This window comes from Micromonospora sp. NPDC050784, assembly GCF_044456765.1.
Taxonomy (GTDB): domain Bacteria; phylum Actinomycetota; class Actinomycetes; order Mycobacteriales; family Micromonosporaceae; genus Micromonospora; species Micromonospora foliorum.
In genome coordinates this window covers 109,039-128,262 of sequence record NZ_JBITGG010000007.1, presented here as the reverse complement: position 1 = coordinate 128,262, position 19,224 = coordinate 109,039, and the positions used below count along the sequence as shown (strand labels likewise).

Annotated in this window: 20 protein-coding genes; 11 read left to right on the top strand and 9 right to left on the bottom strand. The window is 73.5% G+C overall.

Annotated elements, in window-relative coordinates; translation table 11 throughout:
• Positions 1-26: 26 nt before the first annotated feature.
• The 4 genes from ACIBD9_RS12010 to ACIBD9_RS11995 are packed head-to-tail and all read right to left on the bottom strand — an operon-like array spanning position 27 to position 4,469.
• Positions 27-737 carry an SIS domain-containing protein gene (locus tag ACIBD9_RS12010; protein ID WP_396716889.1) on the bottom strand — a complete coding sequence of 237 codons (711 nt, stop codon included), beginning with the start codon at positions 735-737 and terminating at the stop codon, positions 27-29.
• Positions 734-1,951, bottom strand: coding sequence for a glycosyltransferase (locus ACIBD9_RS12005; protein WP_387175522.1), 1,218 nt, complete (start codon positions 1,949-1,951; stop codon positions 734-736). The genes ACIBD9_RS12010 and ACIBD9_RS12005 overlap by 4 nt, the downstream gene beginning before the upstream one ends.
• Complete coding sequence (locus tag ACIBD9_RS12000) at positions 1,936-2,910, bottom strand: glycosyltransferase (protein WP_396716887.1); 975 nt, start codon at positions 2,908-2,910, stop codon at positions 1,936-1,938. Before ACIBD9_RS12000 ends, ACIBD9_RS12005 begins: the two co-directional genes overlap by 16 nt.
• Positions 2,907-4,469, bottom strand: coding sequence for an HAD-IIIA family hydrolase (locus ACIBD9_RS11995; protein ID WP_396717179.1), 1,563 nt, complete (start codon positions 4,467-4,469; stop codon positions 2,907-2,909). The genes ACIBD9_RS12000 and ACIBD9_RS11995 overlap by 4 nt, the downstream gene beginning before the upstream one ends.
• A 287-nt stretch (positions 4,470-4,756) precedes the next feature.
• On the opposite strand from ACIBD9_RS11995, the gene ACIBD9_RS11990 reads away from it, so the two are divergent.
• The 3 genes from ACIBD9_RS11990 to ACIBD9_RS11980 all read left to right on the top strand — a co-directional run bounded on the left by ACIBD9_RS11990 (position 4,757) and on the right by ACIBD9_RS11980 (position 7,099).
• A complete protein-coding gene (locus ACIBD9_RS11990; RefSeq protein ID WP_396716885.1) occupies positions 4,757-5,185 on the top strand; it encodes an SRPBCC family protein in 429 nt (142 codons plus the stop codon).
• Positions 5,182-6,183, top strand: a complete 1,002-nt coding sequence (locus ACIBD9_RS11985) for an SDR family oxidoreductase (RefSeq protein WP_396716883.1) — start codon at positions 5,182-5,184, stop codon at positions 6,181-6,183. The genes ACIBD9_RS11990 and ACIBD9_RS11985 overlap by 4 nt, the downstream gene beginning before the upstream one ends.
• 148 nt (positions 6,184-6,331) lie before the next feature.
• Positions 6,332-7,099: a polyprenol monophosphomannose synthase gene (locus tag ACIBD9_RS11980; protein WP_396716881.1), complete on the top strand. Its 768-nt coding sequence runs from the start codon at positions 6,332-6,334 to the stop codon at positions 7,097-7,099.
• A 162-nt stretch (positions 7,100-7,261) separates the two neighbouring features.
• Here the strand turns inward: ACIBD9_RS11980 and ACIBD9_RS11975 are convergent, their stop codons facing one another.
• Complete coding sequence (locus ACIBD9_RS11975) at positions 7,262-8,869, bottom strand: phytoene desaturase family protein (RefSeq protein WP_396716880.1); 1,608 nt, start codon at positions 8,867-8,869, stop codon at positions 7,262-7,264.
• Positions 8,870-8,941: 72 nt separating this feature from the next.
• Between ACIBD9_RS11975 and ACIBD9_RS11970 the strand changes: the two genes are divergently transcribed.
• Positions 8,942-10,375, top strand: a complete 1,434-nt coding sequence (locus tag ACIBD9_RS11970; RefSeq protein WP_396716878.1) for an aldehyde dehydrogenase family protein — start codon at positions 8,942-8,944, stop codon at positions 10,373-10,375.
• A gap of 69 nt (positions 10,376-10,444) precedes the next feature.
• Here ACIBD9_RS11970 and ACIBD9_RS11965 read toward each other — a convergent pair whose 3' ends face one another.
• Positions 10,445-10,846: a ChaB family protein gene (locus ACIBD9_RS11965; protein ID WP_396716876.1), complete on the bottom strand. Its 402-nt coding sequence runs from the start codon at positions 10,844-10,846 to the stop codon at positions 10,445-10,447.
• A gap of 176 nt (positions 10,847-11,022) precedes the next feature.
• On the opposite strand from ACIBD9_RS11965, the gene ACIBD9_RS11960 reads away from it, so the two are divergent.
• The 4 genes from ACIBD9_RS11960 to ACIBD9_RS11945 all read left to right on the top strand — a co-directional run bounded on the left by ACIBD9_RS11960 (position 11,023) and on the right by ACIBD9_RS11945 (position 13,399).
• Complete coding sequence (locus ACIBD9_RS11960) at positions 11,023-12,009, top strand: YihY/virulence factor BrkB family protein (protein WP_396716874.1); 987 nt, start codon at positions 11,023-11,025, stop codon at positions 12,007-12,009.
• Between the two features lie 102 nt (positions 12,010-12,111).
• Positions 12,112-12,528, top strand: a complete 417-nt coding sequence (locus tag ACIBD9_RS11955; protein ID WP_396716872.1) for a DUF2795 domain-containing protein — start codon at positions 12,112-12,114, stop codon at positions 12,526-12,528.
• 51 nt (positions 12,529-12,579) lie between these two features.
• Entirely contained in the window at positions 12,580-13,041 is a 462-nt protein-coding gene (locus ACIBD9_RS11950) for an SRPBCC family protein (RefSeq protein WP_091401658.1), read from the top strand.
• A gap of 97 nt (positions 13,042-13,138) precedes the next feature.
• Positions 13,139-13,399, top strand: a complete 261-nt coding sequence (locus ACIBD9_RS11945) for a hypothetical protein (protein WP_357224662.1) — start codon at positions 13,139-13,141, stop codon at positions 13,397-13,399.
• On the opposite strand, the gene ACIBD9_RS11940 is transcribed toward ACIBD9_RS11945, so the two are convergent.
• Positions 13,357-14,667 carry an MFS transporter gene (locus ACIBD9_RS11940; RefSeq protein ID WP_396716870.1) on the bottom strand — a complete coding sequence of 437 codons (1,311 nt, stop codon included), beginning with the start codon at positions 14,665-14,667 and terminating at the stop codon, positions 13,357-13,359. The two genes, ACIBD9_RS11945 and ACIBD9_RS11940, sit on opposite strands and share 43 nt — an antisense overlap.
• Before the next feature lie 158 nt (positions 14,668-14,825).
• Between ACIBD9_RS11940 and ACIBD9_RS11935 the strand changes: the two genes are divergently transcribed.
• Positions 14,826-15,035, top strand: a complete 210-nt coding sequence (locus tag ACIBD9_RS11935; protein ID WP_238660529.1) for a hypothetical protein — start codon at positions 14,826-14,828, stop codon at positions 15,033-15,035.
• Here the strand turns inward: ACIBD9_RS11935 and ACIBD9_RS11930 are convergent.
• Positions 15,032-15,481, bottom strand: coding sequence for a hypothetical protein (locus ACIBD9_RS11930; protein ID WP_396716868.1), 450 nt, complete (start codon positions 15,479-15,481; stop codon positions 15,032-15,034). The genes ACIBD9_RS11935 and ACIBD9_RS11930 overlap by 4 nt on opposite strands.
• Before the next feature lie 163 nt (positions 15,482-15,644).
• Here ACIBD9_RS11930 and ACIBD9_RS11925 point away from each other — a divergent pair, with 163 nt between their 5' ends.
• Positions 15,645-15,998, top strand: a complete 354-nt coding sequence (locus tag ACIBD9_RS11925) for a DUF6401 family natural product biosynthesis protein (RefSeq protein WP_396716866.1) — start codon at positions 15,645-15,647, stop codon at positions 15,996-15,998.
• Positions 15,999-16,067: 69 nt separating this feature from the next.
• On the opposite strand, the gene ACIBD9_RS11920 is transcribed toward ACIBD9_RS11925, so the two are convergent.
• Positions 16,068-16,877 (bottom strand): hypothetical protein, encoded by an 810-nt coding sequence (locus ACIBD9_RS11920; RefSeq protein WP_396716864.1) that lies wholly within the window; start codon positions 16,875-16,877, stop codon positions 16,068-16,070.
• A gap of 199 nt (positions 16,878-17,076) precedes the next feature.
• On the opposite strand from ACIBD9_RS11920, the gene ACIBD9_RS11915 reads away from it, so the two are divergent.
• Positions 17,077-19,209 carry a SpoIIE family protein phosphatase gene (locus ACIBD9_RS11915; RefSeq protein ID WP_396716862.1) on the top strand — a complete coding sequence of 711 codons (2,133 nt, stop codon included), beginning with the start codon at positions 17,077-17,079 and terminating at the stop codon, positions 19,207-19,209.
• Positions 19,210-19,224: the final 15 nt, after the last annotated feature.

Sequence of the window (19,224 nt, the reverse complement as noted above, 5' to 3'; positions counted from 1 at the left end):
GCTCACGCGTCGACCTGCTGTCCGGCTCACGCGTCGACCTGCTGTCCGGTCCCGCCGTCGAGCACCACCTCGACCCCGGTGCGCACCGGCGCGGCAGGCAGCCGACCGGCCGGCGCGGGCTCCCCGGGGTGGACGATCGACGGGGCGGCGGCCGCCGCCAACGCGGCGGGCAACTCCTCTTCGAGGTACTCGCAGAGCAGATGACTGGTCACCAGGTGCAGCTCCTGGACCACCTGGGTGTCCGGGGATGCGACGGCCAGCACCTCGTCGCAGGCGTCGGCGAGCGGATTGGGGGCGGTGCCGGTGAGCGCCCAGGTGGTCACCCCGACGTCACGGGCGGCCTGCGCGGCGGTGACCAGGTTGGCGCTGGTTCCGCTGGTGCTCAGCAGCAGCAGGATGTCGCCGGGACGGCCGTGGGCGCGCACCTGGCGGGCGTACACGTCGGCGTAGCCGTAGTCGTTGGCGATGGCGGTGAGCGCGCTCGTCTCGGCGTGCAGCGCGATCGCGGACAGCGGTTGACGGTCGTCACGCAGCTTGCCGACCAGCTCGGCGGTGAGGTGCTGGGCTTCGGCGGCGCTACCGCCGTTGCCGGCGACCAGCAGGCGGCCCCCGGCCGCCAGCCGGTGGGCCAGGTCCGCGCCCCAGCGCGCCAACTGCCGCTCACACCGCCGGTACGGCACCAGCGCCGCGGCGAGGTTCGTCAGGTGGGTGTCGAGCAGGCTGCCCGCCGGCATCAAGCCACCACCCGGGTCGGCCGGCGCACGGCGGCCACCTCGCTGTAGACCTCGACCAGCCGCTCGGCGGTCGCCGCCCACGAGTACCGCGTCCGGGCCCGCTCACGTGCCGCCGTCGCGTACGCGAAGCGCCTGATCCGGTCGTCGAGCAGGCCCTGAATCGCGGCGGCCAGCGCGTTCGGGTCCCGGGCCGGCACGAGGTCACCTGTCGTCCCGTCGACCACGGTGTCCCGGATGCCGCCCACGGCCGTGCCGACTACCGGCACCCCACAGGCCATCGCCTCCAGCGGGGTCAACCCGAACGGCTCGTACCAGGGCGCCGCGACCAGCAGGTCCGCCGAGCGGTACCAGCGGCCCATCTCCTCCCGGGGCACCGCGCCGACCAGGTGCACCCGGTCGGCCACCCCGCACGACTCGGCGAGGGCCCGCAGCCGCCGGGCGTACGGGTCGGTCTCCAACAGCCCCTCGGGTGGGCCGCCGACGACCACGCACTCGGCGTCCGGGACCAGCGCCATCGCGCGGATCACGGTCTGGAAGCCCTTGCGCTCGACCAGCCGCCCCACCGTGAGGATCCGGGCCCGTCCCGGTTCCCGGTCGGCGGCCGGTCCGAGCGGGGCGAAGGTGGCGAGGTTGACCCCGGAGGGCACCACTGTCATCCGGGACCGGGGGACGCCCATCCGGACCAGCTCGCCCACCTCGTCGCGGCACTGCGCGACGATCCGGTCCACCGAGCGGCCCAACTCCCGCTCGTAGGAGACCCGTCGGGCCGGGCTGGTGTCCTGCACACCCTGGTAGCGGCGCTTCACCGTGCCCAGCGCGTGGTACGTCTGCACCACCGGCACCCCGGTCTGCCGGCCCGCGGTCAGCCCGGCCAGACCGCTCATCCAGAAGTGCGCGTGGATCACCTCGGGCACCCAGTCGCCGCCGCGCCAGCGCTCGATCAGCCAGTTGCTGAACTCCCGCATGTGCGGCAGCAGCGCGTCCTTGGCCACCGGCTCGGCCGGGCCGGCCGGCACGTGCACGACGTCGTACCCGTCCGGGCTGCGGACGGTCACCGGCAGGTCGGGCGCGTCGCGGCGGGTGTAGACCCGCACCTCGTGCCCCGCGGCGGCGAGCGCGGCGGACAGCTCCGCGACGTGCGTGTTCTGGCCGCCGGCATCCTCCCCTCCGAGGACGGCGAGCGGGCTGGCGTGCTCCGAGATCATCGCGATCCGCATACTTCCTCCTCCAGCAGCCGGTCCCAGTCAGCGAGGAAACGGTCGAGGCCGTACCTGTCGCGCGCGGCGGTTCGCGCCGCCGCTCCGGCCTGACGCGCGGTCGCCGGTTCGGTGATGAACCGGCGGGCGGCGTCGAGCAGGGTGTCGGTCCGGGTGGCGAGCGCCCCCGCCTCCGGGGGCACCGCCATCACCGCCTCGGTGGTGGCGAGCGCGACGACCGGCATGCCGATCGCCATCGCCTCGATGAGGCTGAGCCCGAGGGAGGTCCACCGGCACAGGTGCAGGTACGCCCGCCGCCGGGCCAGTTCGGCGTGCATCCGGTCCTGGGGCACGTCGTCGTGGCTGGTGAGCCGGTCGGCGGGCAGCCCGAGGTGATCGCCCAGGCCGGCGACACCCATGCCGAACACGTCCAGCGGCGCGATCTCGGCGAACTGGGGCAGCAGGTCGGTGCCGGTGACCCGACCACGCCGTACCGGCTCGTTGATCACCACGGCGAGCCGGTCCAGTTCGCCGGTGTAGGACGCCGAGGGGGCGACGATGCCGTGGTCGACCACTGTGGTGCGGGTGGCGCCGGTGTCCCAGAAGATCTGGTTGAACCCGGTGACGTGGGCGACGAGCAGGTCGTCGCGGTCGGCCATCGGGTGACGCGTGTTGGGCACGTCGCCCTTGGGGGTGTTGTGTTCCACGTAGATCGCGGGGAGGTCGCGGCCGGGGCGGCGGCGGAGCCACTCCTCGGCCCGGTCGATTTCCTCGGGGCGTTGCAGGATGACCAGGTCGACGTCGGCGCCCGGCAGTTCCTCCGGGGTGACCTCGACCGCGCTGTCCGGCCAGGGGTAGGTGCGGGCCCGGCCGAGGCCGTAGGGGCCACGGTCGGGTGTGGTGGGAATCAGGTAGCGGTGGCTGCCGTGCACGAACGACGTGGTCCAGGAGCCGTGCACGTGCCAGAGCAGGATGTTCATCGGCCGCCACCACCGCTGGGGGCGAGCGTCCGGAGCGCGGCGACCACCTCGTCCGGGTCGACGCCACTGAGGCAGGGGTGCCCGGGGACCGGGCAGCTGGCCGCCCTGGTGTCCCGGCAGGGCGCGGCCGCGTCGCCGAGCCGGACGGTGGGCACCCGGTAGGGCCCCCACTGGCCGAACGGGACGGTCGGCGCGAACAGACTCACCACCGGGACTCCGGCGGCGGCCGCGAGGTGCGCGGGCCCGGTGTTGCCGACCACGACCGCGCCGGCGTCCGCGACGATCGCCGCCAGCCCGGCCAGGTCGGTGCGGCCACCCAGGTCGGTGCCGCCGGCCGCGGCGACCCGGGCGGTGACCGCGCGCTCGTCCGGGCCGCCGGTGACCAGCACCCGGTGCCCGGCGTCGGTCAGCGCCCCGACGATCCGGGTCGCCACCTCGGGCGGACAGGCCCGGCTCGACGCGGCCGACCCGGGGTGCAGCACCACGTACCCCGGGTCGCCGAGGTCGGCCGGGCGCGGCGGCACGGCGTCTCGGCGGAGCCGGAGGACGGGTTCGTCGCCGTCGGCCAGCCGGTGACCGGCGGCGGCGGCCAGGGAGAGGGCACGTTCGGGCTCGGGGACACCGACCGGCACCCGGTGCCGGATGTCCAGCAGCGAGCCCGGATAGTCGTCGCTGATTGCCGCGATCCGGCCGATCCCCGCCATCCGCAACAGCAGCGCCAGCGGCAGGGCGGACTGGTGGAACGAGGTGAACACCACCGCCTGGTCCGCGCCGACGGCGCCCAGCCGCGCGGTCAGGCTCCGCATGGACTGCGGGTCGACCGGCCCGGGTGTGGGGTCGATCCACGGCAGCGGATGCTCGATGATCTCGTCGACGCCGGGCAACAGGTTGGCGGCGGCCCGACCGCGCGGCCCGCACAACAGCACCACCCGCTCCGCCCCGGCCGCGACGGCGCGGATCGCCGGCCCGGTGACCAGCACGTCACCCGCCGAGTCCGAGCGGACCACCAGCGCCGTCCGGACCGGTTCGGTGTGCGGGGCCGAGGGCTGCACGGCCTGTTGGCGGCGCAGGATCTCCGCCACCGCCGCCGGCAGATCGGTGGCCACCCACCCGGCGGCGGCGATCTCCTCCGGTCGGGTCACCGGGGTGGGCACCAGCACCCCCGCTGCCCCGGCGGCCAGCGCGGCGGCGATGTCCCGACCGATGTCGCCCACCAGCACGCACCGGGACGCGGTCGTGCCCAACTCGCGGGCGGCGGCGTACACCAGACCGGGCGCCGGCTTGCGGCAGTCACAACCGTCGGCGTCGTCGTGCGGGCAGACCAGCCACGCGTCGAACCGGCCCAACAGCTCCTCGACGCGGGCGTGCACCGCCCGCATCTGCTCACCGGTGAAGTAACCCCGGGCCAGGCCCGACTGGTTCGTGACGACCGCCAGTCGCAGCCCGGCCGCGCGCAGATGGTCCAGCGCCGCCCGCGCGCCCGGCACCGGCCGTACCTTCTCCGGGTCGCCGTTGTACGGCACGTCCTCGATCAGGGTGCCGTCGCGGTCCAGCAGCACCGCGTCGTACAGCATGGGTCGGGGCCTTGCGACAGACCCGGAACCGGCGCGGTCAGCAGCGGCGTACACCTGGGCTGACCTGCGCTGATACGGATCCTCCTGGTCCTGTCGCACAGCCGGCGGGTTCCCTGCGCCCCGAGGAGTAAACGTCGCCGTCGAGGCGGCGGGCCAGCGCGCCAGCCATGCCCCGGGTCCGCCTTACCCGCCGTTGCGGAGAAGCTAACCCGGTCGGCCGTTAGCCCGTGCCGTGGTCCGGGTATGGGATCCCGGTGGCGATTGTGGAGAAAGTGATCGACGCTCCCCCGCAGCAGGTGTTCGACGTGCTCGCGGACGGGTGGACGTACAGCGACTGGGTGGTCGGCACCGCGCACGTACGGGACGTGGACGACGCCTGGCCCCGGGTGGGCAGCCAACTGCACCACCGGGCCGGGCCGTGGCCGTTCTCGTTGCAGGACGCGTCGACGGTGCTGGTCAGCGAACCGCCGCACCGGCTCGTGCTGAAGGCCGGCCTCTGGCCGGCCGGGGAGGCGATCGTGGCCTTCACCCTGCAACCGGTCGGCGAGGGCGCCACCCGGGTGCGCATCGGGGAGGACTTCGCCGCCGGCCCGCTGCGCTGGGTCCACAACAAGATCAACGATCTGGTGCTGCACAGGCGTAACCGGGAGACGCTGGCCCGGCTCTCCGACATCGCCACCCGGCAGAAGGGGGCGTCGTGACCCGGACCGTCGTGGTGACCGGCGCGAGTGCCGGCGTCGGCCGGGCCGTCGCCCACGCGTACGCGGCGCGCGGCGCCCGGTTGGCGCTGCTGGCTCGGGGCGAGGCCGGTCTGGTCGCCGCCGAGCGGGAGTGCCGGCTGCGCGGCGCGGCCGACGTGCGCGTGTACCGGGTGGACGTGGCGGACGCGGGCGCGGTGCAGCAGGCCGCCGACGACGTGGTGCACCACTGGGGTGGCATCGACGTGTGGGTCAACAACGCGATGGCGTCGGTGTTCGCGCCGGCCTGGGAGATTCCGGCGCGTGAGTTCCGTCGGGTCACCGATGTCACCTACCTGGGCACGGTGCACGGCACCCTCGCCGCGCTGCGGCACATGCGGGCGCACGGGCGGGGCACGATCGTGCAGGTGGGCTCGGCGTTGGCCTACCGGGGGATCCCGCTGCAGTCGGCGTACTGCGCGAGCAAGCACGCCGTGCAGGGGTTCAACGACTCGCTGCGCGCCGAGCTGCTGCACGACTGTCCGGGGGTGAAGTTGTCGATGGTGCAGCTGCCCGCGGTCAACACGCCGCAGTTCTCCTGGGTCCGCACCCGGCTGCCCCGGCACCCGCAGCCGGTGCCCCCGATCTTCACTCCGGAGTTGGCCGCCCGAGCCATCGTGTGGGCCGCCGACCGCGGCACCAGGGAACTGAACGTGGGCGGCCCGACCTGGCAGGCCCGGCTGGCCGACGCCCTGTTCCCCGGCCTGCTCGACCGGAAGCTGGCCCGTGACGGCTACGACAGTCAGCAGACCGGTGCGGAGATCGACCCGGCGACCTGGCGGGACAACCTGGATCACCCCGGCGATGCGGACACCGACCGGGGCGCGGCGGGGGTGTTCTCCGAGCAGGCGCGGGACCGTTCGGCGGCGCTCTGGGTCGGCACCCACAAGCCGGCGCTCTCCGGTGTCGCGCTCGCCGTCGCGGCGCTCGCCCTCAGCGCGGTTGCTCGCCGTCGACGCTGACCACGCAAGCCTCTGACCAGGGCTTCGACGCTCGCGTGGGGTGGGCGGGGAGGGTTCGCAACGCCCGGGAGGGGTGCCTCCCTCGGACCGAATGCGGGAACTGGATACCCTTTCCATGACCCTTGTCCGCAAACCGAGGATGACCGACATGATCAAGCCGGTGCAGTTGCCGTCGCCGTGGCGGGACGCACGCCTGACCGTCGTCGTGCCCACGTACAACGAGGCGGGCAATCTCCCGGCGCTGGTCGAGCGGCTGCTCGCACTGCCGCTGCCGGGGCTGCGCATCCTCGTCGCCGACGACAACTCCCCCGACGGCACCGGCGAGGTGGCGGACAAGCTGGCCATCGAGCACCCCGACCGGATCGAGGTCGTGCACCGCGCCGGCAAGGAGGGCCTCGGCCGCGCGTACGTGGACGGGATGACCCGGGCGGTCGAGGGCGGCGCCGAGTACGTGGCGCAGATGGACGCCGACCTCTCGCACCCGCCGGAGGCGCTGCCGGGGATGCTGGGCGCGCTGCTCTCCACCCAGGCCAGCGTGGTGATCGGGTCCCGCTACGTGCCCGGCGGCGAGCTGGACGAGAACTGGCCGCTCTACCGCCGGGCGCTCAGTGGCTGGGCCAACCTCTACGTGCACACCCTGCTGCGGGTACGCATCCGGGACCTCACCGCCGGCTTCAAGATCTGGCGGGCCGACGCCCTGCGCGACATCGACCTGGAGCGGGTGCAGTCCAACGGCTACAGCTTCCAGGTGGAGATGCACTACCTCGCCACCAAGCTGGGGCACACCATCCTGGAGGTGCCGATCCGCTTCGAGGAGCGGCGCGACGGCGTCTCCAAGATGACCACCGCGACCAAGGTGGAAAGCGCGCTCATGCCCTTCCGCCTCCGCAGCAAACACCGCAACATAACCCGCTAACCCGCCCCCACCCCACCCCACCCTCGCCCCACCCCCGCCCCACCACGCGGTCGATCATGGACTTGTGGTGCCCGTTTGCCACCCCGCCGGGCGCTTTGTCACCCACCACAACTCCTTGATCCACGGGGCGGGGCGGGGCGGCGGGGTTGGTGCGGCGGGCGGTTAGGCGGGGTAGATGGCCTTGTGGGCGGTGGCGATGGCTGCGGCGTAGGCGCGGCCGGTGAGCGCGCGGTCGCGGGCCAGCGCCGCGCGGGCCGCGTTCGCGCCCGGTGCGCCGTGCACACCGCCGCCGGGGTGCGCGGACGCGCTGGCCAGGAAGAGCCGGTCCACCGGGGTGTCCGCCCGGCCCAGGCCAGGGATCGGGCGCAGGAAGAGCTGCTGGTACGCGGCGGCGGTCCCGCCACCGAGCGCGCCACCGACCAGGCTCGGGTTGCCCTTCTCCAGGTCGGCCGGCCCGGCCACGTGTCGGCCGACGATCAGACGCCGGAAACCCGGGGCCGCCGCCTCCAGCACGTCCTCCATCCGCTGCACGTGCCCGGCGACCTCCTCGGCCCGCCAGTTCCGCCGGAACGGCAGGTGGGTGTACGACCAGAGGGACTCGGTGCCCGGCGGGGAGTGGCTCGGGTCCGCCACCGACATCTGCCCGACCAGCAGGAACGGGTCGCGGGGCAGCTCGCCACGGGCCAGCTCGCTGGCGTAGTGGGTGAGCCCGTTGAGGTCCGCGCCGAGGTGCACGGTGCCGGCGCCGGCCAGCTGCCGGTTCGTCCAGGGCACCGGCCCGGAGAGCGCCCAGTCCACCTTCAGCGTGGAGCCGTCCCAGCGGAAGTGCGCCAGGTCCTCCACCAGCCGGGACGGCAGTGCCGCCGCGCCGACCAGGTCGAGGTAGAGGGCCGGCGCCGGGACGTCGGCGAGCACGGCCCGCCGGGCCCGCCACAGCGCGCCGCCGACGGTCCGGACCCCCATCGCCCGGCCCCGGGCGGTGAGCACCCGGTCGGCCCGGGCACCGTAGACGATCGCCCCGCCGCGCCCCTGTAACCGATCCACAAGCGCGTTGGTGATCTGCTGCGCGCCGCCCTCGGGCACCGGCCAGCCGACCTGCTGGCCGAGCATGGCCAGCAGCCAGCCGTACACCCCGGAGCCGGCCTCCTCCGGGGAGAGGTCGGTGTGCAGGGCGCAGCCGGCCAGCAGGGCCGGCCCACCGGGACCGTCGAAGAGTTCGTCGCCCATCTTGCGGACCGGTACGACGAGCCGGCGCGCGAGTCGCAGCGCCCCGGCGACGCGCAACCGGCGCAGCAGACCCAGCCCTCCGCGTACCGGCGGGAACGGTGAGGTGATCGCCTCCAGCATCGGCTCGGCCACGTCCAGCCAGTCGGTGTACGCGTTGAGCCAACGCTTGCCGTCCCCGGGGGCGAACTGCTCCAGCGACGCGGCCGTGATGTCCGGGTCCCGATTGATCACCGCGGCTCGGCCGTCCGGCAGCAGGTGCGCCAGCACGTCCGGCGAGTGCCGCCAGGACAACCCGTGCCGACCCAGGTCGAGGCCGCCCAGCACCGGTGAGGCGTACCCGAGGGGGTAGAACGAGCTGTAGAGGTCGCTCAGGTAGCCGGGCGCGGTGACCTCGGCGGAGCGGACCGCGCCGCCGGGCACCGCGGTCGCCTCCAGCACCACCACGTCCCAGCCGGCGTCCGCCAACAGGTTGGCCGCGACCAGGCCGTTGTGGCCGGCGCCGACGACGACGGCGTCCGCGCTCTGCGCGGCGGTGGTTGTCATCGGATCCGCCTACCCGGCGCGCAACCGGGCGAAACGCGTTTGCCTCGCCGGGGCGGGGGCATCCAGCGCCGCATGTACACGGTTGCGCAGCTAGTGGGCGGGGTGTGGGGTGCGGGCGGCGACGGCGGCGAACTGGTCGTGCGTGATCCGGCGGACGACACACCGGTGAGCACGGTGCCGGTGGCCACGGCCGACGAGGTGGGCAAGGCGACCCAGGCGGCCCGCAACGCGGCGGCCCAGTGGGCGGCGACCGCGCCGGCCGAACGGGCGGCGGCGCTGCACCGGGCCGCGGACGCGGTGGCTGCGGTCACCGAGGAGTTGGCGGCGGCGGTCACCGCGGAGATGGGCAAGCCGTTGGCGGACGCCCGCGGCGGCGTCGAGGCGGGGATCGGCACCCTGCGACAGTATGCGGAACTGGCACCGCTGCGCGGCGGGCGCACGTTGAACGGCGAGAACGAGGCGCTGGACTTCCTGACCCCGCAGCCACGCGGGGTGGTCGCGGCGATCACCCCGTGGAACGACCCGGTGGCGGTCTCCTGCGGTCTGCTCGGTGCGGCCCTGGTGACCGGGAACGTGGTGCTCTACAAGCCGAGCGAACGCACGCCGGCGACGGGGTGGCTGCTGGCCCGAGCACTGGACCAGGCGTTGCCGGCCGGGGTGTTGTCGCTGCTCACCGGCGGCCCGGAGGTGGGCGCGGCGCTGGCGGCGCAGGAGGTCGACGTGGTGGCGCACGTGGGTTCCACGGCCACCGGGCGGTCGATCGCCGCCGCCGCGGCCCGCACCGGCGCCAAGGTGCTCCTGGAGAACGGCGGCAGCGATCCGTTGATCGTGGACGCGGGCGTCGACCCGGAGTGGGCGGCGGAGCAGGCCGCGCTCGGCGCGTTCGCCAACGCCGGGCAGATCTGCGTGGCGGTGGAGCGGCTCTACGTGCACCGGGAGGTGGCCGACGACTTCGTGGCCGCGCTGGTACGACGCGCCGGGGCGCTACGGGTCGGGCCGGGTCGGGACCCGGGCACCGAGCTGGGCCCGCTTGTCGACCGACGGCACCGGGACCACGTGCACGGTCAGGTGGCGGCCGCGGTGGCGGACGGCGCACGGGTGCGGGCGGGCGGCGAGGTGCCGGACGGGCCGGGGGCGTTCTACCCGGCCACCGTCGTCACGGACTGCCGCCACGACATGCCGCTGGTCCGGGAGGAGACGTTCGGGCCGGTCGCCCCGGTGGTGGTCGTCGACTCGTTCGACGAGGCGCTGCGCTGTGCGGCGGACTCCCCGTACGGGCTGGCTGCCACGGTGTTGACCTCGTCGATGAGTCACGCGCAGCGGGCCTGGCGGGAGCTGCCGGTGGGCACCGTCAAGGTCAACGCGGTGTTCGGGGGCGCGCCGGGGGGTGCCGCGCATCCGCGCCGGGCCAGCGGGCAGGGCTACGGGTACGGCCCGGAGCTGCTGGACGAGTTCACCGCCACGAAGGCGGTGCACATCGAGGCGCCGGGCGGCGGGCACTGGTGAACAGCACGGGCGGACGCAGGGGTGGCGCGTCCGCCCGTACCGCGTCTGTTGCGTTGTGGTGCAGCGGCGTCAGTCGCCGCGGGCCTTGCGGGTGGCGCGGTCGTTGGCCTTCTCGATGGCCGTGACCAACTCTGGCTTGGTCATGCTGGACCGGCCGGGTACGTCGAGTTTGCGGGCTACCGACATCAGGTGGTCCTTGGTGGCGTTGGCGTCCACGCCGCCCGCCGTGGGGGCCCGTCGTTCCGGCCCGCCACCGGCGGCCTGCTGGTCGCTGGGGCCCTTGTGGTCCTTCGGCTCCCAGTGGTCGCCCACCTTCTCGAACTGGTGCTTCACCGCCGCGAAGGCGGTGCGGTGCGACCGCTCCCCCTCGCCGTAGGTCTCGACCGCCGAGTCGTGCGTCTTCTCCCAGGTGCGCTGCGCCTTATCCGGGGAGCGCCGCAGCGTGCTGGGCAAGTCCTCGCGCCCGGGCATCTCGTCCTCCTCCGTGTCGACAGGGTCACCGTGACCGTTCCCCGGTGGGGCGGCGGCAAACCATAGCGGCGTCGGCCGGAAGCCGGGTGGGTTTGTCGATTTCCCCATCGGGGTACCGCCGGGCCAGGCCAGACCGGACGACCGGTCATCCGGCGGCCGGGGCGCAGGGAGCGGGCATGACGACCACGGAGCCCGGTACGACGCTCGACGGCACACCGGGCACGCGGGTGCCCCGACGCATGCGGCAGCTGAGCTGGCGGACGTGGCGCGGGGTGCTGGTCCGCAGCGTGCAGAACTTCGTCAACGACAACTGCTCCGACTGGGCCGCCGCGCTTACCTACTACGGCGTCCTGGCGCTCTTTCCGTCCGCCATCGTGGTGGTGGCCCTGGTCGGCCTGGTCTCCAGCGGCGAGCGGACCGTCGACACCGTGGTCGACCTGGCCAACCAGGTGGGTGCCGGGTCGGTGTTGACCGACGAGGAGGGCGGCGTGGTCGGGGTGATCCGGACCGTGGTGCTCGACCAGAGCAACCCGAAGCTGCTGTTGAGTTTCGGCCTGCTCGGCGCCCTGTGGTCCGCGTCGGGCTTCATCGGCGCGTTCACGAGGGCCTCGAACGCCGTCTACGGGGTGACCGAGGGCCGCCCGGTCTGGAAGCTCCGGCCGCTGCAGATCGGCCTGGCGGCGATCACGCTGGTGCTGCTCGCGGTCGTCGCCCTCGGCCTGATCGTCAGTGGGCCGGTCACCGACGCGGTCGGCAACCTGATCAACGCCGGTGGTCTGGCCCGTACGACGTGGAGTGTGGCGAAGTGGCCGGTCCTCGCCATGATCATGATGGTGCTGCTGTCGCTGCTGTTCTGGATCGCGCCGAACGTGCGCCAGCCCCGGTTCCGCTGGCTCACCCCCGGCGGCGCGGTGGCCCTGGTGTCCTGGGCGGCGGCCTCCTTCGGCTTCGGCCTCTACGTGGCCAACTTCGGCTCGTACAGCACCACCTACGGCAGCCTCGGGGCAGCCATCGCGTTCCTGGTCTGGCTCTACCTGTCCAACTCGGCGCTGATGCTGGGTGTGCAGATCAACGCCGAGGTGCAGCGCGGGCGGCAGTTGCAGGCCGGCGACCCGGACCCGGAGGAGCCGGTGCTGCCGCCGCGTAGGCCCGCTGACGACTGAGCCTCCGTTTCCGGCCCGGATGTCCGGTCCGGAGCCGGGCCGGGGGCCGGTTCGTGGCCCGGTGCCGGTTTATCGGCTGGGGTGCCGGGTAGCGCAGAAGGCATGGAGCGTGGCAACAGCAAGCACGGACCGAGGATCGACGAACAGATGAGTCAGGAGGTCAGCGGCCTCGTACAGGGGCCGGGGACCGGTGGCTCTCGGGTCGACGAGTCGCGGGTGCCCGAACCGGCGGGCGAGGACCAGCCGGAGACGACCACTGCCCCCGCCGGCGACCTGCGCACCGGCACCCCGCAGGGCATGAGCTCCACGGACGTCGAGCAGCGCAGCCGGCTCGGCCGGTTCATCTCGATGAGCGCGCTGCCGGGCGACCGTCTGGTGCTCATCGCCAGCGCCCGTGAGAACGAGGCGCCGGACGACATCGTGGCGGCGCTGGAACGGCTGCCCGACGGCACCGTCTACCAGACGGTCTCCGAGGTCTGGGCCGCGCTGGGCAACAAGAACGAGACAACTCGCTGGTGACCAGGATCCCCCCGATCCGGCAATCCACCAGCGACTGAAGGAGGTTCCCCAATGAGTGGCGTTACCGAACACGTGGACGTTTCCGTGCCCGTGCGCACCGCGTACGACCAGTGGACGCAGTTCGAGGAGTTCCCCCAGTTCATGGAGGGTGTGCAGGAGGTCCGGCAGCTCTCCGACACGATGACCCACTGGACGGTGGACATCGCCGGGGTGAAGCGCGAGTTCGACGCCGAGATCACCGAACAGCTCCCCGACGAGCGGGTCGCCTGGCGCTCGACCGACGGCACCCAGCAGGCCGGTGTGGTGACCTTCCACCGCCTGGACCAGGACAAGACGCGGGTCACCCTGCAGCTCGAGTTCGAGCCGCACGGTGTCGTCGAGCAGGCCGGCGACAAGCTCGGCATCGTCGACCGGCGGGCCAAGGGCGACCTGGAGCGGTTCAAGACCTACATCGAGCGGCGTGGCCAGGAGACCGGTGCCTGGCGCGGACAGGTGGACCGTCCGCAGCCGTGATCCTGAGCAGTGACCTGAGATGGCCGCCGGGCTCCCGGCGGCCATCGCCGTATCCGGGCACCGTTTGCGATCATCGTGCCCGGGTACGGCTGAAGGTATGACCGACGACAACATCAGGGTGTGGCGGGACGAGGAACGGCTTCCGTTGGAGGAGTTGGAGCGCGCCGTGTCGGGCTCCAGCCTCGACGGGCAGGCCGACGACGTGACGGGCAACGACGCCGGCGAGGAGGCCGCGTTCGGGCACGGGCCGGCCGCGTCGGACCGCGACGGCCAGGCCCAGGGCAACAGCCGGGAGGCCACCGACCCGCAGCGCGCCTACCGCCCGTCCACCACCGGCCGGACCGGGCCGGACGTCTGAGGATCGCTGCTCCCGGGCTGGGCGGGCGCCGCCCGCCCGGGCGGTCCGGCGGTGGGTCGGCGCGCGCCCCACTCGTGGAGCGCGATCAGCGCCAGCGCGAGCACCAACAGGGCCGAGCCCAGCACCTGCACCGAGGTGTTGCCGATCAGCACGCCCAGCCCGGCCGGGACGAGCGCCGCACCGGTGCCCGCGGCACCGATCTGCAGCCCGATGGCCCGGTCCGCGTGCGCCGCGCCCACCCGTTCGGCGGTGGTGAGGGTGAGCAGCGGAAACACCGGCGCGGCGGCGAAACCGACCACGATCAGGCCGAGCACCGCCAGGACGGCCGGCGCGGGAACGGCGACCAGCGCCGCGCCGACGGCCATTCCGGCCAGGCTGACCCGCAGCACCAGCCCCGCCCCCAGGCGTTCGGCCACCAGACCCTGCACGACTCGACCGACGAAAAGGCTGCCCCAGTACGCGGAGACGCAGCCACCGGCCACCGCCGCGCTGAGCCCGCGCCCCTCGGTCAGCAGCAGGAACGCCCACAGACCGGCGGACACCTCGATCGCCACGTACAGCACGAAGGCGAGGGTCCCCGACCAGACCGCCGGCAGCCGCAACGTGTCCCGAACCGGGACCCGGACCATCGGTGCCGGCCTACCATCGGTGCCGACGGGCACGGCCTGGCCAGCGCCGTCCGCTGCGCTGCTGGCCGGGACGTCGCGGTGCCACGCCCGCACGGTGAGCACGAACGCGATGGCGAGGACGAGTTGGGCGGCGGCCACGATGCCGTACCCCCAGCGCCAGGTCAGCCCGGCGCTCAGTGCCCCGGTCATGATCAGCGGACCGATGGCCACGCCGAGGCCGAAGAAGGCGTGCAACCAGTTCATGTGGCGGGGCCCGAAGGTCCCGGCGGCGTACGCGTTGAGCCCGGAGTCGACCGCGCCGGAGCCGAGCCCGACCAGCAGCGAACAGCCCACCAGCACCGCCAGCACGGGGCTCACCGAGTAGCCGATCAGCGCCAGGCTGGCCAGCAGGGTGCTGCCGGCGAGCAGGACGCCCACGCCGACCCGGGCCAGCGTGAAACCGGCCAGGACGCTGGAGGTGAGGTAGCCGATGGTGCCGGCGGTGAGCACCCACCCGACCGCCTCGGTCGGCACGTCGAAGTCGCCCCGGATCGAGGGCCAGCCGACGCCGAGCAGGCCGTCGGGCAGGCCGAGACTGACGAACGCGAGGTAGGCCAGCAGGAGCAGTGCGGCGCGGGGGCGTGCGGGCGGGGTGGACACGAGGCACCATCCTGCCGCAGGGGCACCCTAGCGCCGTCGGCACCCGATCGCTCGCGGCGCAAAGAAGTCGTGTCCGTACGGTCGAGAAAACGGACAGCTCATCCAGAATCGGCCGATCGGAGGACGGCAAGCAGGCCCTTTCGCGTAAGAATTTCGGGATGCATCAAGGCTCCGGAATCCTCTCCACGCGTCAGCGCCGGCTCGCCTGGCTCGGCTTCCTGCTCGCCGCGCTCCAGGCCCCCGTGTCCGCCTGGCTCGTCAGCGACGAGTCGTGGCTGTTCAGCCTGTGCGTCGCGCTGATGGTGGCCACCGTGATCATCGCTGACGACGCGGCACGGCGACGCCCGGCCGACGCGACAAGCGACTAGCCTTCGCCGCCCGGCCGGGCCTCGTGGCCCGGCCGGCCCCGGCTACGGCGGCGTTCCTTCATCTCCGCCTCGTAGAGGTGGCGCCGCCCACCCACCAACTCGTCGCGGGCCTGCTGGTCCAACTCCCGAAACAGCGCGTGGTAGCCGTCGTCGAAGTCCTCGACGATCTGGAACGTCCACCGTCCGGCGATGACGTTGCGGCCACGCAACTCCGAGGCGATCCGGTCGGCGAGGTGCGGATGCCCGGCGGAGCGGAACTGCTCCACCGCGTCGTCGAGCATCAGGTCGGCATGGCCGATCAGCTGGTGCATCGAGTAGAGGTGTCCCCGGGCCCGCTCCACACACTCCAACGCCTCGCTGAGCTTGCCGAGCGCGGCGACGGTCGCGTCGCTGACCCCGTCCGGCCGCCGGTGCCGCTCGTCCGGTCCGTCCGCCTGCTGTCCCATCCGTGCCTCCGTGCCGTGTGCCGCCATCCGTGGGTGCTTCTCCTCCTGCCCCGTCTGTGCCGGATCAATCCCCCAGGTCACCGGCGACCGCCCCAGTGGCGCAGCCGACATCCGCCGAGCGGACGAGGCCGACGCGGTCACCTGTCGGTTAGCCTCGGTCACCATGCGTGTGCCGTTCAACCGGGTCGCCTCCCGTACCGCCGTCGACTCGGCGCGGTCCACCCTGGCCGCCCTCACCGTCTCCGTGGGCACTGTCGGGCTCACCGCCGCCGCCGCACGACCGGGGCTGCTGGCCCTCGTCGACCAGCACGCGGCGGCCGTCCGGGACAGCCTCGACGGGGACCGCACGCCGCTGACCTCCGCAGCACTCGCCGGCTACGCCGAGGGGGTGCGCACCGCCGCCCTGGAGCACGGGTGGGCGCCGCCCAACGGGCCGGTGGACTGGAGCCGCCCGGAGTGGCTGCTCACCCGCCTGGTCGCGGTCTGCGCGCTGGCTCGCGCGCTGGACCAGGACTGACACGCCAGGGGAGGGCATTCCGCGTGGTACGCGGAACACCCTCCCCACCCGCCGTGGCGTTACGTCCCGCTACGAGCGGTACTGCTGGGTCTCGTCCACCCGAGGCATCGCCTGGGTGCGGTCACCCCCGCGGTCGGCCATCTGCCGCTCCACGTCGCTACGCCCGGCCGACGCGGCCTGACGCTGCTGCTGCACCGCCCGAGCCTCTTGGGCCGCCCGGTCCAGCCAGCCGTCCCAGCGCTTCTGCATCGGCTTCACGAGACCACCGCCGACGCCGACGATCAGGATGCCGGCCACCGTGGCGAGCACCGCGATCAGCACCGGAGTGGTCACCGTGGTGGCGATACCCACCTGGTTCAGGGCGGCGATCACACCGAGCGCGATGATGAAGATCGCCGTCAGGTCGGCCAGGACCTTGCCGTACGAGAGCCCTCCCAGCGCCCCGGTGACCAGATCCCGCACAGCGTTGGCGATCGCGGCCGCGATCACCACGATGACGATCGCGATGAACGCTCGCGGCAGCCAGGACACCACGCCGCGGATCAGGTCACTGATCGCGTTGGGCCCCCAGACTCCGAAGGCGAACTGCAGCGTGAACAGCAGTACGGCGTAGTACGCCAGTCTGGCCAGAATGTCGCTGGCGTCGTACTTCGTTCTCTCCAGGGCCCGTTTGATGCCACCACGTTCGACGGCTTCGTCGAAGTGCACCCGTTCCAGCACCGTATCCACGATCTTGAGGACGGCTCTGGCGATGAGCCAGCCGACCACGAGGATGACGATGAAGGCCACTGCCTTCGGGATGAAGAGCAGCACCGACCTCCAGGTGTCGGCGATGGCATCGCCGATGTCGGCCTGCCGGACCGCGAGGGTTTTCAGCATGATGTCCCTCCTGTCGCATGGACTGCGCCGGGCGCATACCCGGCAACCGGTCCGGCACTCCGCGCAGCGCGCGGCGTTTTTTGCGACAGACCTCCGGACAGGGGCCCTGAACTGCCCGAACGGCCACCGGAACGGACGCGGCGACGGGCCCGCCGCCGTGGTCTGATGCCTTTTCCGGCCGGCCGACTAGGCTGCGAACATGCCAGGAACGGTCGGGCGGGTCCCCTTGCCAGCAACTCCGGGCCCGGGCGCACCCACCGGGTCGGCCGGCGGCGTGCTCGCCCACGACTGGGCCGACACGCCGCTGGGCCCGGCCGGCGACTGGGACGTCGCCCTCCGGGCCGTGGTGGAGCTGATCCTCGCCTCGCCGATGCCGATGGCCCTCGCGTACGGCGACGACCTCGTCCTGCTCTACAACGCCGGCTACGCCGAGCTGCTGGGCACCAAGCACCCGAGCGCCCTCGGCCGCCCGGCCGCCGAGGTGTTCGCGGAGATCTGGGCGCTGCCCGGCGTCGGTGCGGTGATCGAGCGCTGCTACCGGCAGGGCGTGCCCTTCCTGGAGAAGGAGTCCACCCTGCCGCTGGTCCGTGGGCACTCCGCCACGGTGGAGCAGGCGGTTTTCACCCGGGGATACTCGCCGGTGCGCGACAGCGCCGGGCGGATCGTCGGCGTGTTGACGGTCGCGGCCGAGACCACCCACGTCACCGAGCAGTTGCAGAGCCTCAGCGAGGTGGCGGCGGCGCTCGCCGGCACCCTCACCCTCGACGACGTGGCCAGGGTGGCGCTGCGGTACGCGATCACCACGTTCGACCCCGACCAGGCCTCGTTCGCTGTCGACGAGGGCGGCGGCGGCTGGCGGATGGTGCGGCGGGTCCGGGGCGAGTTGCTGGACGAGGCCGACGAGCGGCTTCCCCCGCTCTGGCGGCGTGCGGCGGCGGACTGGTCGGCCCCCGTGGTGCAGGCGGCGCGCTCCGGCGGCCCGTCGTTCACCCGGGACGGGCAACCGCTGCGGGACACCGCCGTGGACCGCCACGACCAGAAGATCCGCGCGATGGCGGCCCTGCCCCTGGGCACCTCGGTGGTCCGCGGCGGGCTGGCGGTCGGCTATCAGGTCCCGCACACCTGGTCACCCGCGGAGCGGGCGCTGCTGGCCGCCTCGGCCGAGCTGATCGGCCAGGCCGCCGAGCGGGCCCGCCGCTTCGAGACCCAGCACGGCACGGCCCAGCTGTTGCAACGCAGCATGTTGCCGGAGCACCTACCGGATCTGCCCCGGTTGCGGATCGCGGCCCGCTACGACCCGGGCGTGGACGGCAACGCGGCCGGGGGCGACTTCTACGACGCGTTCCTGCTGCCCAACGGCTCGCTCGGCGTGGTGCTGGGCGACGTCGCCGGGCACGACGTGCAGGCCGCCGCGCGGATGGGCCAGGTCCGGGCCGCGCTGCGCGCCCTGGCGTTGGCCGACCCGGCGCCCGCCGCGGTCCTGGCCGGCCTGGACCGGCTGGTGACCAGCCTCGGCGCGGAGGCCGGCACCCACGAACTGTTCGTCACCGTGGCGTTTGGGGTGATCGACGCGGAGCGGCGGGAGCTGACCCTGTCCAGCGCCGGTCATCCCGCGCCGCTGATCCGCCGGGGCGACCCGGACGGACGGTTTCACGCCGAGTACGTCGACATCTCGGCCGGACCGCCGCTGGGGCTGGGCGGTCGGCCGGGCACCACGACTGTCGCATTCCGTCCCGGTGACACCCTGCTGCTGTTCAGCGACGGGGTGGTGGAACGCCGCCGGCAGAGCCTGAGCGCCGGGCTGGCCGGGCTGAGCGACGCCGTCGCCAAGGCCGGTAGCGGCGACCCGCGCGCACTCTGCGCGGTGGCCACCGCGGCGGTCCCGGGCGGCACCGAGGACGACGTGGCCGTGCTGGCGGTCGAGCACGCGCTCAAACCGAGTCGTTCGGCGAGCATGGAGGTGCCCGCTGAGCCGACCGCGCCCAGCCGGGTCCGGCACTGGTTGACAGGGCAGCTCAGCGAGTGGCAGGTGCCCGAGTCGGTGATCGGGGCGGCGGTGCTCTGCACCAGCGAGCTGACCACCAACGCGTTGCTGCACGCCGGCACGGCCGCCCGGGTGGAGATCGACCTCAGCGCCGAGCGGCTGCTCGTCTCAGTCGCGGATTCCGGCACCCGGGGCACCGTCACCCGGGCCCGTACCGACACGTTGAGCAGTCGCGGGCGCGGCCTCGGCCTGATCGAGGAGCTCAGCGACGCCTGGGGCACCGACCCGTCGGTGCGCGGCTCCACGGTCTGGTTCGAGATCCTCACGCCGCCGGCCGCGCATCCCTGAGCCGCCCGAGGGTAG

Excerpts from the sequence above, each read along its gene's own strand:
- ACIBD9_RS12000 (WP_396716887.1), bottom strand. The coding sequence starts at position 2,910 with ATGAACATCCTGCTCTGGCACGTGCACGGCTCCTGGACCACGTCGTTC.
- ACIBD9_RS11920 (WP_396716864.1), bottom strand. The coding sequence starts at position 16,877 with ATGCTGAAAACCCTCGCGGTCCGGCAGGCCGACATCGGCGATGCCATC.
- ACIBD9_RS11950 (WP_091401658.1), top strand. The coding sequence starts at position 12,580 with ATGAGTGGCGTTACCGAACACGTGGACGTTTCCGTGCCCGTGCGCACC.
- ACIBD9_RS11975 (WP_396716880.1), bottom strand. The coding sequence starts at position 8,869 with ATGACAACCACCGCCGCGCAGAGCGCGGACGCCGTCGTCGTCGGCGCC.
- ACIBD9_RS11965 (WP_396716876.1), bottom strand. The coding sequence starts at position 10,846 with ATGCCCGGGCGCGAGGACTTGCCCAGCACGCTGCGGCGCTCCCCGGAT.
- ACIBD9_RS11980 (WP_396716881.1), top strand. The coding sequence starts at position 6,332 with ATGATCAAGCCGGTGCAGTTGCCGTCGCCGTGGCGGGACGCACGCCTG.
- ACIBD9_RS11930 (WP_396716868.1), bottom strand. The coding sequence starts at position 15,481 with ATGGGACAGCAGGCGGACGGACCGGACGAGCGGCACCGGCGGCCGGAC.
- ACIBD9_RS11960 (WP_396716874.1), top strand. The coding sequence starts at position 11,023 with ATGACGACCACGGAGCCCGGTACGACGCTCGACGGCACACCGGGCACG.
- ACIBD9_RS11925 (WP_396716866.1), top strand. The coding sequence starts at position 15,645 with ATGCGTGTGCCGTTCAACCGGGTCGCCTCCCGTACCGCCGTCGACTCG.
- ACIBD9_RS11915 (WP_396716862.1), top strand. The coding sequence starts at position 17,077 with ATGCCAGGAACGGTCGGGCGGGTCCCCTTGCCAGCAACTCCGGGCCCG.
- ACIBD9_RS12005 (WP_387175522.1), bottom strand. The coding sequence starts at position 1,951 with ATGCGGATCGCGATGATCTCGGAGCACGCCAGCCCGCTCGCCGTCCTC.
- ACIBD9_RS11970 (WP_396716878.1), top strand. The coding sequence starts at position 8,942 with ATGTACACGGTTGCGCAGCTAGTGGGCGGGGTGTGGGGTGCGGGCGGC.
- ACIBD9_RS11935 (WP_238660529.1), top strand. The coding sequence starts at position 14,826 with ATGCATCAAGGCTCCGGAATCCTCTCCACGCGTCAGCGCCGGCTCGCC.
- ACIBD9_RS11945 (WP_357224662.1), top strand. The coding sequence starts at position 13,139 with ATGACCGACGACAACATCAGGGTGTGGCGGGACGAGGAACGGCTTCCG.
- ACIBD9_RS11955 (WP_396716872.1), top strand. The coding sequence starts at position 12,112 with ATGGAGCGTGGCAACAGCAAGCACGGACCGAGGATCGACGAACAGATG.